The sequence below is a fragment of the Paenibacillus wenxiniae genome, assembly GCF_039822605.1.
In the GTDB taxonomy this organism is placed as follows: domain Bacteria; phylum Bacillota; class Bacilli; order Paenibacillales; family Paenibacillaceae; genus Saccharibacillus; species Saccharibacillus wenxiniae.
In genome coordinates, this window is record NZ_JBCGUH010000003.1 from 279,685 (window position 1) to 294,199 (window position 14,515).

Here is a 14,515-nt window from a genome sequence, read left to right on the forward strand (position 1 = left end):
TATACATAAATATAACTTAAAAAGGAATGATATTGCACATTTTCATCAAAATAAACGTGTAAAACTGTATTGACTATGCATATTTATTCAAACTATAATCACTTTAACAGTAATCGATTACAATTTTAACAAACCTAACATCTTAATCACACTTACAAAACGGGATTATTGTAGCTCGCATTCTGTGTAATGGATTACATTTTAAAGGGGGATTTATTGAGAATGAAAAAATGGACAGGTTTGAGCGCGTTGTTATTGTTGTTCAGTATGACACTAAGTGCCTGTAGTTCTGGCAGCACATCCAGTGATGCAACCACATCATCTACCTCCTCTACGGAGAAAGTCACATTGACTTATGGCATGTGGGACAAAAATTACCAGCCCGCCATGGAAAAAATTATCGACACGTTCGAGCAATCTCACCCCAATATTTCAGTTAACATCCAGCTTACACCGTGGGATCAGTATTGGAACAAATTGAATGTGGCTGCTACTGGCGACAGCCTGCCCGATGTGTTCTGGATGAATGGTCCGAATGCGCTAAAATACATCTCCAACGATATTTTGATGCCGCTCGATGATTTGACGCAAAAGGGCGATATTCAAGTATCTAATTTCCCAAGTGGCTTGATTGATCTGTACAAATACAATAACAGCCAGTATGGTATTCCATTTGAAATGTCCACCATTGGTCTCTGGTACAACAAAACACTGTTCAAAAATGCCAATGTCGCTGTACCGGACGATACTTGGGATTGGGACAAAGTGAAAGAGGCCGCTGCCAAACTGACGAATAAAGATAAAGGCATCTGGGGGATCGGTGCACAGCAGAAAAACCAGCAGGGCTACTATGACACCATTTTGCAAGCTGGTGGTTATATCATCTCGCCAGACAAGAAAAAATCCGGTTATGATCTGCCAGCAAGTATTGAAGGCCTGGAATACTGGACCGACTTTATCAAAGCCGGCGATTCACCAACTGCCGCTCAAATGTCGCAAACCGATCCGGTGAAACTGTTTGAATCCGGCAAGCTGGCGATGCTATATGACGGCTCATGGGCTGTAGGTGAGTATGCCAACAATGACTATACGAAAGCCAATGTGAATGTGGCGAAACTGCCTAAAGGTAAAGAAGATACACAGGTGATCCACGGCGCAGCGAACGTGATCAGCGCCAAAACTGCTCATCCACAGCAAGCACAGCAATTTTTGACCTATTTAAGCTCTAAAGAAGCTAATGAGATTTTCGCTTCGTTCGGTTCCGGTATTCCTGCTTTCAACGGCACACAGTCCGCATGGGTCAAATCGGTACCTGAATTTAATCTGCAAGTGTTTATCGATGCGGCAGCTAATGCCAAACCGTATCCGGTGTCCAAAGATACAGCGGCATGGCTTGCACTGGAAGACGAGTATTTCACAAAAGCATGGTACGGACAGATGAGTGTTACGGATGCTGCTAAAGAAGTAGCTTCCAAAATGAATGACATCCTTGCTAAAGAATAGACGGTTTCGGTGCAGGGCTTGCTGTGTGCGTGCAAGCTCTGCATCGGTTATGTGCAGGAGGTTCTCATAATGAAATGGTGGCTCGGTCGAAAGTATAACAAAACCGATGTGATGTGGGCATTCGTTATGATTGCGCCTAACTTGCTCGGATTGATGTTTTTTTACATGTGGCCTGTAATACAGACGTTTTATTTTAGCTTTACCGAGTGGGGCGACTTTGGCAAATATCACTGGGCAGGGCTGAGCAATTATGAAACGATGTTACATGATCCTGATGTATGGCATACATTGCGCAATACGCTATTGTACACGTTTCTGTCTGTTCCGATCAGTATCGCGTTATCCATTGTCGTTGCTACACTGCTGAATCAGAAAATCAAGTTTGTGTACGTATACCGCACATTGTACTTTTTACCAGTAGTCACGATGCCGGCTGCGGTGGCGATGGTTTGGAAATGGCTGTTCAACAGCGATTATGGCTTGCTCAATCAACTGCTGCACAAGCTTTCGATTGACGGCCCAATGTGGTTGACCGATCCGATGGTCGCTCCCTTTGCGGTCATTCTGGTCGGAGTATGGAGCAGTATCGGCTACAATATGGTCATTTTTCTAGCAGGCTTACAGGGCATTTCCAAATCGTATTATGAAGCGGCTGATCTGGATGGAGCTGGATTCATCCGTAAGTTTTGGACGATCACGCTGCCAATTTTGTCACCGACCGTCTTTTTTGCGAGTCTGATTTCGATTATTAATGCGTTTCAGGTGTTCGATCTGATCTGGATGATGATTGGCGACAAAAATATTTCACTCGATACGACCCAATCGCTCGTCTACTTCTTCTATGAGCAAGCCTTTGTACTGAACAATGAAGGCTATGCGGCGGCAGTAGCGATGTTGCTGTTCGCGCTCATTATGATCGTCACGATTATACAGATGAAACTCCAGAACAAATGGGTTCATTACGAATGAAAGGAGCCAGCAGCCTATGACGAGCAAAATGAATGCTGCTCGAATCGTCATTCATGTGATTTTGATAATCGGCGCCGTGGCGATGGTATTCCCTTTTCTGTGGATGGTGCTCACATCGCTCAAAACGATGGAAGAAGCTACACGTGTGCCGATCGTCTTTTTCCCGGCGCAACCGGTGTGGGCGAATTATAGCGGGGTACTGCAATTATTGCCGTTTTTCGAGTTTTTCGTAAATACGGTGCTGGTCGCGTCAGCAAAAGTGATCGGTCAACTGGCATTTTGCTCGCTGGCAGCCTACGCGTTTGCCAAGATCGATTTTCCAGGTAAACATCTATTATTCGTATTGTCGCTGGCTGTGCTGATGGTACCTGGACAGGTGTATATGCTACCCCAGTTTTTGATTATGCGTGATCTGCACTGGCTTAACACGCTGAAGGCGCTAATTGTGCCCGGTCTGTTTAGTGCATTTGGGATGTTTATGCTGCGTCAATTTTTTATGTCATTACCGAATGAGCTGGCGGAAGCGGCGAAGATCGACGGCTGCAACCAGTTTAAAATTTACTGGCGTATCATGCTACCACTTACCGTTCCCGGTCTGATGGCGGTGGCGATCTTTACGATGCTGGCATCGTGGAATGATCTGATGTGGCCGCTGATTGTGAATAGCAGCCCGGATAAAATGACGCTGGCGGTCGGATTGTCGCTATTACAGGGACAATTCACAACCAATTTCCCGGTTCTGATGGCAGGATCGGTGATGGCGACTATTCCGATGCTCATTATTTTTATTTTCTTCCAGCGCTATTTTGTCGAGGGGATTTCGATGACAGGTTCCAAGTAAACGATTTTGCACATTGGAGTGAACAGGAATGAAAGTTGCAATTGTAGGTTGTGGCACGATGGGCCGTATACATGCTGCCAATCTGGCAAAAATGCCGGAAGCGGAACTGGTGGGCGCGTTTGATGTACAGGTTGCGGCGGCAGAGCACATTGCCGCTACGTATGACACGACCGCATACGATGATTTTGATACGATGATGAAGGAAACGGACCCGGATATCGTCTGTGTGTTGTTGCAAACACCGCTGCATCGGGATTATGTGCAGCAGATTGCCGATTATGGCAAACATGTCTTTTGTGAAAAACCGATCGCATTGCAAGCAGAGGAAGGCAGAGCGATGGCGATGTATTGTAAGGCGAAAGGCGTGCGGCTATGCATCGGGCATGTGCTGCGCTTTTTCCCGAATTATCAGGATATGAAGCGCCGTGTTGAAGGCGGCGAAATTGGACGTGTGGGTGTTGTGCATACGAAACGGGTCGGTCCACATCCCGGTGCAGCCAGTGCATGGTATCACGATTTTGAGCATAGTGGCGGCGTCATTATGGATCTGATGATCCATGATATCGACTTTTTACGGTGGACACTCGGTGACGTGGAGTCGGTGTATACGATCAATTATCGTAATTCCGAGTTGGATTATGCGCTCGTGACGCTGCAATTCCGCAACAAAACAATTGCTAATTTGGAAGCAGGCTGGGGCGTACCGGAAGCCTTTCGCTATGGCATCGAACTGGCTGGCAGCAAAGGCTTGCTGCGCTTTGACAGCAACAGTGCGGGTTCGCTGCATATTAAGCGTCAGCAGACACAAACGGCAGGTACGGCAGAAGTCGCTGTACCCCAAAGCCCAACGTATGCCGATCCGTATTATCGCGAACTGGAACATTTTATTGCGGCGATTACACACGATACGCCCCTGCTCATTACGGCGGAAGAAGCGTGTACGAATATCGAGATTGTGCGTGCTGCGATCCAATCCGCTGCGACCGGATTGCCGATCTATCTGTAGGAGGACGATACTGTGACCAAACTTAATATAGGCATGATTAGCTTTGCCCACTCGCATGCGTTCAGTTATTTGGAGCAATTGCTGCAACTGCCGAACGTCCACGTAGCAGGCATTGCCGATGCAGAACAGACCAGAGTAGCCGACGTCGTAAAGCGTCACGGCATTCCGTACTATGACGACTACCTCGCCTTACTCGCTACCGATATCGATGCGGTTATTATTTGCTCTGAAAATGCGTACCATGCTCAGCTGGCGATCGCTGCTGCCGAGCATGGCAAACATATATTGTGCGAAAAGCCGCTCGGCTTAAGCATGGAAGAAATGGACCAAATGATCGACAGTGCACACACACATGGTGTGCAGCTAATGACCGCTTTCCCCTGTCGCTTCGTGCCTGCGGTTGTAGAAGCCAAAGCAGCGATCGAGCGCGGCGATATTGGCGACATCGTAGCCATCAAAGGTACGAATCGCGGTACAAAGCCTGATATTCCGTGGTTTACGGACAAAAAGCTTGCTGGCGGCGGCGCGGTATTTGATCATACCGTGCATGTGACCGATCTGATGAACTGGTTTATGCCTGAAGCGCGCGTAACAGAAGTATACGCGCTGGCAGAGACGTTATTTTACGAGATGGATATCGATGATGCCGGTATGGTGCATATGAAATACGATAACGGCGCGGTCGCTGTGCTTGATCCGAGCTGGTCGCGCACCGCTTCGTTCCCAACCTGGGGCGATGTGACGATGGAGATTACCGGCACAAAAGGCAGTCTATGGATCGATTGTTTTGAGCAGAAAAATGAACTGTTCAGTGATACGACGATGAAAGCGAACTGGTATTACTGGGGCGACGATATGGATCATTATATGCTCAAGGCATTCGTCGCTGCTCTGCTGAGCGGCGAACCCGTTCCAGTTACCGGACTGGATGGAAAACGTTCGACTGAGGTCGCTTTAGCCGCGTATGCTTCAGCGGCAAATCAACAGCCGATGAAACTGTAGCATGGTGCATAAAACAACCAAAGCGATGTCAAACGAGCATATAGCGGTAGTGATGCCAGGATGCCGATCTAGTGACGATCCACTATGCAGATATAACGTAAATCAATATACACCAATAAAGAGCAGCACACTGCAATCGAGTGTGCTGCTCTTTTCATACTTGCTATTATTTAGATTAGGTAGATTCATGTTGTTATCAATCATTGTCTTTCGGACAGGATCGATTGTATTTCGCAATTTCACAATGTAATCGACCAACTATACCTACAATTGTGGATCATATGTGGCATAGACCTCATCTGACCCATTATTGTTCATTGTTTTTATCACCAAAACGTCTAAACTAATATGTATACATTTATATAATGTGTTTATATAAATACATGAGTGCCTTTGTACTGCTATTGCTACTGCTATTGCTGTTTTTAATTATGTTCTGACCCACTACAAAGGCAACGACTATTCTATCCAAAGAGGTGTATCCTATGATCACGACTAACTCTACCGGAAAAGAACAACCTGCGCTGCTGAAAGAGCGTATTCAATATGCGGTCGACCATCGTGCCGATCATACCGTGTTTGACATTCATGCTGCACTGGAAGACGTACTGAACGGAATGGGATTGTCCGCGAAAGATAGTGGCGGTGAGATTCAGTTTACCGGCAAAGACCCGATCGTTCCTAGCGTGCTCCGGCTGGCTAGCTCAGCGGGCATCGGTATGGTTGCCAAGTCTGTAGCCGCAGCGAATATATGGCGACTACGCGGTGGCAACGGGCAGAATATTTCGCTTGATTTGCGGCAAATTTTGCACCGTCTGTCTCCTTTTTATGATCGTAAATGGGAAAAGCTTAACGGCTATTCGCCGATGAGTCCATCTGATCCAAGTCCATCGTTTAAATTCCGCTTTTACCAGACGAAGGACCAACGCTGGGTCATGCCACTGGAGCCGTATCCTAAGCTGAAAATGAATACGTTAAAGCTGCTGAATTGTGCGGATACGCCGGAAGCTGTCGCTCATGCCATTTCACAATGGAATGCACGCGATCTGGAAGAAGCCGGAGCCAAAGCGGGAGTCGTTATGCCGATGGCACAGACGGTTGAGGAATTTCTAAATGAGCCTGCTTTTGACTCCATCGCCTCTTTACCGCTGGTAGAGATTGAAAAGATTGGCGATAGCGCACCGGAGCCGATGCCACAGGGCGGCTCTGCCCCATTGGAAGGGATTCGTGCACTCGGTATGGGACATGTGATCGCAGGTGCAGGTGTCGGGCGTGCACTGGCACTGCATGGTGCAGATGTGCTGAACATCTGGCGCCCATCCGATTGGGAAGTGGATACGACGTATTACACTGCTAATGTTGGTATGCGCTCTGCGATGCTGGAGCTAAGTGATGAGGCTGCACATGGACGGATGATGGAATTGTTGAAGGATGCTGACATTTTCTTCGCTAATCGTCGTCCTTCTTATCTGGAACGCTTCGGACTTGGCGCAGCGCAAAGCGCCGCTGTTCGTCCAGGTATTATTCACGTCTCTGTATCACTGAATGGGGACAAAGGGCCGTGGGCAGATCGAATCGGCTTTGACCAGACGGCCGGCACATTAACCGGTGTGATGGCGCTCGAAGGTACACCAGAGCAACCGGAACTGCCACCGATCCTTGTCGTCAACGACTATATCATTTCATGGCTTGCCGCAGCTGGTGCGATGGCGGCACTCGCTCGCCGTGCAACAGAAGGCGGTAGCTACCGCGTGCATATCTCGCTTAGCCGTGTATCGCTATGGCTCATGTCGCTCGGTCTGTTTGATAAAGGATTTGCTCATCAAACCGCTGGCTCGTCTGACGAGCATCTGTATTTAGACCCGGAGCTGTTTACGGCAGATACTCCATGTGGGCACTACCAGGGTGTGACTGATCAGGTGCATATGTCGGAAACGCCGGGTGAATATCGCACCGTGCTCGTACCGCGCGCTTCAGGGCGTGCAGAGTGGCTGTAATTATGGGATACGCTGTATGTAATGTATAATCATTCGATTCCAGTAGCCTGCATGCCAATGCGATGCAGTAACAATAGACAAAATAGAACGATGACTCCTACAATGATCAATGGTACAGCCGGTGTTTATACCTGGCTGTACCATTTTAATGTGCCATCCATGATGCGTTGCATAAATTGCTCAAACGATGCGGCAATCTCATCACTTTCTTCAAACTCTGGCTCACGCCCATAAATGACCGCACCATCACGACTGTGAGTATCGATCGCATAAAAGGCGTATTCCGGCTGTACAATCATCACAATCGGTACATACCGATCCCAAAATGAACGAATCTGTTGTTGCCAGTCTGCATCATCGCCGGCAGCTTCCAGACTCATGCTCTCCCACTCATTCCAGGCAAAGGCAGCGCCTTGATGAGCTATATCATCATTACGATGTTCACGGTAATCCGCAGCCGTTAAAAACCAGGCCTGCCCGTGCGGTGCAACAAGTGTTTGGACAGACTGTATCCATACGGAGAAGGATGTTGGCAACGTTCCATAGCGCTGCGTGAGGATGCTCGGTAGAGACAGCTCCTTCATCTGCTCATCATTGGCTCCAGCCGTAAGTTTCGCTTCACAGCCGCGCTCCTGATTCCACCTAATAAATGATACGATTTGTTCGTGTGTCAATCTTCTCCCCCTCCCTCTACATTCCCTATACGTTCTTTATAAAGTGCTATTATACTATATCCATTGCATGATATTGTGTATGGAACCATCATAACCCCTACACGCACTCATTCCAATTCGAGTATATGCCTATCCTGAAAGTATGTAGTGATAAATACATTTTGTTAGATAGTCACGAATCTATTCCATTATAGGACAACTCGAATCTTCATCCAAACCCGTCCAGATTTATGTTAACGGAAAATAATACAAAACCCCTGCTCGCATCATAACCAAATGCAAGCAGGGGTTTGATCATTCGATAGAGCACAGATCAATCAGGAAGCTTCCGCAGGTTCCTGCTCGGCTACATCCTGGTTGTATACGACCGGATCATGTTCTTTTAATACACGGCTACTAACGACACCAGAAACCATCGAGCCGCTTACATTCAATGCCGTTCTGCCCATATCGATCAATGGTTCGATCGAGATCAACAGACCTGCAAGTGCAACAGGCAAGTTCATCGTTGACAATACGATCAATGCGGCAAAGGTAGCGCCGCCACCGACACCAGCTACGCCCAGTGAACTGATCGTCACTACCGCGATCAATGTTAAAATAAACTGCCAGTCGAGCGGATTAATACCTACCGTCGGGGCAATCATCACCGCCAGCATCGCCGGATAAATACCGGCACAGCCGTTTTGCCCGATCGTAGCGCCAAAACTCGCCGACAGATTGGCAATCCCGCTCGACACACCCAGCTTACGCGTTTGTGTATCGATATTCAGCGGAATCGTTGCTGCGCTGGAACGCGAAGTGAAAGCAAACGTCAATGTAGGAATGATTTTTTTGACATACTGTACCGGATTCAGACCACCGATCGCCAAAATAATCAGATGCACGATAAACATCGCAATCAATGCAACATACGAAGCCAGTACAAATTTGAACAGATTCAGGATGTCCTGACCGCTAGTCGTAGCGACCATTTTCGTAATCAGCGCTAGAATGCCATATGGAGTCAGACGCAAAATCAAAGTTACAATCCGCATCACGACACCGTATACGGCAGACATCATATTTTGGAATACTTCACCCTGTTTCGGATTTTTACGCATAAAGCCCAGCGCCCCCACACCTACGAATGCGGAGAAGATCACGACAGCAAGTGTAGACGACTGACGCGCACCGGTCATATCTTCAAAAGGATTAGTTGGAATAAATTCAAGTAATTGCGCTGGTAATGGTTTGTCCTGCACATCGCCCAATTTCTCTTGCAGCAATACGCCGCGTTGTTCTTCCACATCTCCAATCGGCATCCCTTGCGCAGTCAGATGGAAACCGAGTGCAGATGCGATACCGATCCCTGCTGCAATCGCTGTCGTGAGCAGCAGGACGAGCAGAATCGAACCGCTAATTTTACCGAGATTTTGACGACCATTCAGATTAAGGATCGCCATAATGATCGATACCATAATCAGTGGAACGACGATCATTTGCAGCAGGCGCACGTAGCCACTGCCGACCAGACTAAACCAGCTGATCGAATCGGATAAAATGTCAGAATCAGGCGTGTACACGAGCTGTAGCACAACACCAAATACGATCCCAAGCAATAAACCTGTAAATACACGTTTCGTAAACGACACATGCTTTTTCTGCATCCAGGCAAGCAAGCCAATCAATACGATCAGCACAGCTACATTTAGGATGATCAATAACGTATCCATAATTCCCCTCTTTTCTTTACTGTTTTACAGATAGGTGCACATAATTGTTACAGTTTAGCATAAACCCGACTAAACTCATAGTAATAATTAAGGTGGATTTTTGCAGCTTCGTCTATCGGTTTTTTGACAACAAAAGCTATGAAGATAGAGGGCTTCCATTTTACGTTAAGGCGCTCTGCCCATCTGCTTTACGTTAAGGCGTTCCGCTAACCTGCTACTATAAATTGGAACAGATCGATTGGAGCGATATTGCTTATACTGTGTAACTTTTGAAAAACATAAGCATGGTAATGATTCAATTACCTCCACAAAAAGTAATCTATGTAACCTATAAAATACTGTTGAATGAAATAAATCCATCGAAACGAGTAAACCGGTAGTTCACATCCTAGTTATTTTTTAATGCTTCTAAGTTAGAACCTGCAATCATACTCAAATCACCTGACATTTTACCTGAGCCTGATGATATAGTAATCATATAATCGCCCTTCTCCAGAGTCGCATCTGTATAAAATTCGTTGTGTTTGGCATCCACTACACCTAGTAAAATAAGAGGGCCATTGCTACCATTTTTATTTAACGTAAATGTCATACTGGCAGTTGAACGATTGTTAATACTGATTTTCAGGTAGCCCCCGGAGATCGTGATGCTTTTTTGGTAGGTGTCGTTATTCAGTACGTCCTTAACCATAATGGTATTGTCGATCAATGGATCAGAACTAAAGCCTGGCTTATTGTCTATTGTCGTTAACACATCCGTATGTGCTTGCTTTACATTAGAATGGTCATTATCCACCCCGTTTAAAAGAAGAGCAGCTACACCTACTACAATTAATAACACCATCGAATAAAAACGTTTTTTTGTTTTCACATTTTATACTCCTTAAGCATTTTTCACATCATTATACTACGTTTATTTTCGCTCAATGATATTTCATTAGAATGACCTGGACAGGTTATGTATCCAATTCAACGTATATCACTTTTCACTTTCTAGCCTGTATAACTAATTAAAAGTGAGGGGTTGTTTCACTCCAAACTCTCAGGGTAAACATCGATAGTATCTACATATGATAACAGGAGGCATCACTATGCTGATCGAAGCCATTTACCATCGTCCCAAGCTGAATTGGGGTTATCCTTATGACGGGGAAACGATTCATCTGCGTCTGCGCACGAAAAAGAAAGATGTCACTGAAGCATGGGCACTAGCAGGAGATAAATACATCTGGGATCAATCGAAAGAGCTTGTGCCGATGAAGATCTTCGCTACAGATGATCTGTTTGATTACTGGCAATGTGAAGTGAAGCCACCGTATCGTCGTCTCAAATACGGCTTTAAGCTGAGCAATGACAATGAAACGATCTGGATGGACGAAGATAAATTTGGTGAGAAAGAACCGGATATGGATCGTCTATTCGATATCCCGTTTATTAATCCGGTCGATGTGTTCACGACACCGGAATGGGTGAAGGACGCGGTATTTTATCAAATTTTCCCGGAACGATTTGCTAATGGCGATTCGTCCAATGATCCAGAAGGTACGCTGCCGTGGGGCGGCAAGCCGGAATGGTATAACTTCTTTGGTGGCGATTTGCAGGGTATTATCGATCATCTGGATCATCTGACCGAACTGGGTGTGAATGCGATCTATCTGTGTCCGATCTTCAAAGCGACGACGAACCACAAATACGACACCGAAGATTATATGCAGATCGATCCGCATTTTGGTGATGAGGAAACGTTGAAAAAGCTGATCAACACCTGTCATAGCAAAGGCATCCGTGTAATGTTTGACGCGGTATTCAATCACTCTGGCAAAACGTTCAAGCCATTTGTCGATGTGCAGGAAAAGGGCGAGCATTCGCGCTACAAAGACTGGTTCCATGTGCGTAAATTCCCACTGGCGGTCGAAGATGGCGTGCCGACTTACGATACGTTTGACTTTGAACCGCTCATGCCGAAGCTGAACACGGAAAATCCAGAGGTTAAAGAATATCTGCTTGGCGTCGCTCGTTACTGGGCGGAGGAGTACGGCATCGATGGCTGGCGTCTGGATGTAGCGGACGAGGTGGATCACCAGTTCTGGCGTGAATTCCGACAAACGGTCAAAGCGATCAATCCAGACATTTATATTTTGGGCGAAATCTGGCATGAATCCAGTCCGTGGCTACAGGGCGATCAGTTCGACTCGGTGATGAACTATCCATTTAAAAATGCAGTGACCGACTTCTTCATTAAAGATACAACGGACGCGTTGACGTTCTCACATGCGATTGGTACGCAAATGTCGCGTTATCCATTGCAAGTGACCGAAGTCGCCTTCAATCTGCTGGATAGTCATGATACGGCACGTGCCCTAACGGTGGCGAAAGGCAATAAGGAACGCCTTAAGCTGGCGGTACTGTTCCAGATGACGTATACAGGCGCGCCGTGCGTATATTATGGTGACGAAATCGGAATGGAAGGCGAACATGATCCAGATTGCCGCCGCTGCATGGTATGGGATGAGGACGAACAGGATCGTGAGCTGTTCGACTATTACCGTCAGGTGATTGCGCTGCGTAAGCAGCATCCGGCACTTCGTCAGGGTAACTTCCGCTTCCTGCACTCTCGTAAAGGTAGTAATGAGCTGGTGTACGAGCGCGCTGATGATAAAGAACGGTTCGTCATTGCGATGAATAGCTCGGATCAGCCGATCACGGTGGAGCTGGAGTTGGGAGCCGCGCACTGGGAAGATGTATTGGATCAGCAGGAGCTAACGCTGGATAACGGAAAGCTACAGCATGAACTGCCTGCATATGGCTACAAGGTGTTGCGTTGTCTGGATTCGCTGGCTTAATTAGACTCTGGCTACGCGGCTATATAAGTTAGTACCAGATATATTGCTAGTGCTGCATCCTATATTAGTGCCTCATACAAGAAGCATCTGAGCTGGTTGGATGCTTCTTGTATGAACATGTTCTTTATTTAGGCAGCTAAGCTAAATACGCGCTTTTTGCAGGAATATGTTCTTGATTTGGGTATCTAAGCTAAATGCGTGCTTTTTGCAGGAATATGTTCTTGATTTGGACATCTAAGCTAAATGCGTGCTTTTTGCAGGAATATATTCTTTTCATCGTCCTTTAATCTGAGTTGACGACGTTATAGTAGCGATATTTCCCTTTATTATATGTAGCAAAATAGGCTTACCCGTATTTATCTGTATTTATCCATATTAATATATTCACACAGGCAAGGCTATGTCACTCCAACCGGAGCAGCATAGCCTTGCCTGTTCTGCTGAAGCAACGCCGCAACCGAGCTTAAGCGAGCATCAAGACGAGGATCGCCGTATTATTTTACAAATCAATCCCAAAATAGGCTTGATTCCATCGAATATATGGCATATGGTTGTATACGCACAATCGCCATACAGACCTATACATAATGCATGCATCCGGCTCATTGGTTACATCGCATGTATAGGTAAAGGCGAACATTTTTGCTAATCTTCTCTATAACATGATTCCATAACAGCTCATCTTAGAGGTGACTGGGCCATTTAATTGGTATATGTATAGATGCTGATGGAGGCAGAATTGTAGTTTGACTATTTTCATGGCAGGAGGACCTTTTCCTTATGAGTGTTGCTAATTCTTCATCTATGCTGGCTGCCTGGCTCAGTCTGTTCAGTAATATTGCGTTGACGCTGCTGAAGCTGATTGTCGGCTTTCTGTTTAACAGTCAAGTATTGATCGCCGATGGCATTCACAATGCTGGTGATGTGATTGCTTCGGCGACAGCGCTTGGCTCGATGCGCATTTCGGCGATTCCACCGGATGAGGATCATCCGTATGGACATGGGAAGGCAGAAGTGGTTGGAGCGAGCATGGTAGCGGTTATTTTGATGCTGGCTGCCTTTTATATCGGCTATCATTCGATTATGCTGCTATTCGAACCGCCGACACAGCCACATGTAATTCCGCTTATCGCTGCTGCGATATCGATGGTGTGGAAGCTGGCACTGTATGTGTATACGATGAAAGCAGGACGTGCGGCGAACAGCAAAGGGCTGATCGCAACCGCACAGGATCATCTGGCAGATGTGTATGCGTCAGCCGCTGCCTTTCTTGGGATTGGACTAGCGCTCATCGGGGAGTATTATGGATATGCTTTGCTTGCTTACGGTGATCCGATCGCTGGTATGATCGTCGCCTTGCTGATTTTGAAGCTTGCTTATGAGACGGGACGCGAATCGATCGATATCTTGATGGAAAAAGCTGTCCAGCCACAAAAGATCGACGATTATACCGCTGTTCTTAGCGCAATGCCGGAAGTGAAGCGGATCGACCGCATTCGTGCGCGTGAACATGGACATTATATCGTCGTTGATATTCGCATCGGTGTGGATGCAACGCTCACGATTCAGCAAGGACATGATATTTCCAGATTGATGAAAAGGAATATTATGCAAGCCGATGCGCAGGTGACCGAGGTACTTGTGCATTTGAATCCGTGGTATGCGGATGAACAGGAGTCGTCAGGTACATCTGTTCTAACCAATTCTGCTCCGCCTCCTTCTTCCAAATAGCATCAGGGGCAACATCGAACATCGGTTTGAACCGTTCGTATTTTATGTATGTTTGTGGTAACAAAGGCAGCCTGAGGATGACGATCAGGCTGTTTTTTGTTTTTGTTTTCTATTTTCCGCCTGCTACTTGCTGTTTTCTACTTACGATTGCTTTACGATTGCTTTGATATCTACTGTTGCTTAGCCATATACTGCTTTTGGTTAGGATGAACGGATGAATGAATAGCTGATTTA

At 46.5% G+C, this 14,515-nt stretch carries 11 protein-coding genes; 8 read left to right on the top strand and 3 right to left on the bottom strand.

The genetic code is table 11. The annotated features are described in order from the left end of the window. The first annotated feature begins 222 nt into the window (after positions 1-222). The 6 genes from AAHF22_RS07255 (at position 223) to AAHF22_RS07280 (ending at position 7,318) form a co-directional block, all read left to right on the top strand. Positions 223-1,503, top strand: a complete 1,281-nt coding sequence (locus AAHF22_RS07255; protein WP_347324326.1) for an ABC transporter substrate-binding protein — start codon at positions 223-225, stop codon at positions 1,501-1,503. 69 nt (positions 1,504-1,572) lie between these two features. Continuing rightward, the gene (locus tag AAHF22_RS07260) at positions 1,573-2,472 is read left to right on the top strand and encodes a carbohydrate ABC transporter permease (RefSeq protein ID WP_347324327.1); all 900 of its coding nucleotides are present in this window, start codon (positions 1,573-1,575) and stop codon (positions 2,470-2,472) included. Between the two features lie 16 nt (positions 2,473-2,488). Next, the gene (locus tag AAHF22_RS07265) at positions 2,489-3,313 is read left to right on the top strand and encodes a carbohydrate ABC transporter permease (protein WP_347324328.1); all 825 of its coding nucleotides are present in this window, start codon (positions 2,489-2,491) and stop codon (positions 3,311-3,313) included. A gap of 28 nt (positions 3,314-3,341) precedes the next feature. Beyond that, on the top strand, positions 3,342-4,319 hold the full coding sequence (locus tag AAHF22_RS07270; protein ID WP_347324329.1) for a Gfo/Idh/MocA family protein: 978 nt from the start codon (positions 3,342-3,344) through the stop codon (positions 4,317-4,319). Positions 4,320-4,331: 12 nt separating this feature from the next. Next, positions 4,332-5,321 carry a Gfo/Idh/MocA family protein gene (locus AAHF22_RS07275; protein ID WP_347324330.1) on the top strand — a complete coding sequence of 330 codons (990 nt, stop codon included), beginning with the start codon at positions 4,332-4,334 and terminating at the stop codon, positions 5,319-5,321. Between the two features lie 485 nt (positions 5,322-5,806). After that, positions 5,807-7,318: a CoA transferase gene (locus tag AAHF22_RS07280; RefSeq protein WP_347324331.1), complete on the top strand. Its 1,512-nt coding sequence runs from the start codon at positions 5,807-5,809 to the stop codon at positions 7,316-7,318. Between the two features lie 125 nt (positions 7,319-7,443). Here AAHF22_RS07280 and AAHF22_RS07285 read toward each other — a convergent pair whose 3' ends face one another. The 3 genes from AAHF22_RS07285 to AAHF22_RS07295 all read right to left on the bottom strand — a co-directional run bounded on the left by AAHF22_RS07285 (position 7,444) and on the right by AAHF22_RS07295 (position 10,578). Beyond that, complete coding sequence (locus AAHF22_RS07285) at positions 7,444-7,992, bottom strand: hypothetical protein (RefSeq protein WP_347324332.1); 549 nt, start codon at positions 7,990-7,992, stop codon at positions 7,444-7,446. Between the two features lie 317 nt (positions 7,993-8,309). Next, on the bottom strand, positions 8,310-9,707 hold the full coding sequence (locus AAHF22_RS07290; protein WP_347324333.1) for an L-cystine transporter: 1,398 nt from the start codon (positions 9,705-9,707) through the stop codon (positions 8,310-8,312). A 388-nt stretch (positions 9,708-10,095) separates the two neighbouring features. Next, the gene (locus AAHF22_RS07295; RefSeq protein ID WP_347324334.1) at positions 10,096-10,578 is read right to left on the bottom strand and encodes a hypothetical protein; all 483 of its coding nucleotides are present in this window, start codon (positions 10,576-10,578) and stop codon (positions 10,096-10,098) included. 220 nt (positions 10,579-10,798) lie between these two features. On the opposite strand from AAHF22_RS07295, the gene AAHF22_RS07300 reads away from it, so the two are divergent. Together AAHF22_RS07300 and AAHF22_RS07305 are read left to right on the top strand one after the other, a co-directional pair. Further along, positions 10,799-12,550 carry an alpha-glycosidase gene (locus AAHF22_RS07300; protein ID WP_347324335.1) on the top strand — a complete coding sequence of 584 codons (1,752 nt, stop codon included), beginning with the start codon at positions 10,799-10,801 and terminating at the stop codon, positions 12,548-12,550. A 780-nt stretch (positions 12,551-13,330) separates the two neighbouring features. Next, positions 13,331-14,281, top strand: coding sequence for a cation diffusion facilitator family transporter (locus AAHF22_RS07305; protein ID WP_347324336.1), 951 nt, complete (start codon positions 13,331-13,333; stop codon positions 14,279-14,281). The last annotated feature ends 234 nt before the right edge of the window (positions 14,282-14,515 follow it).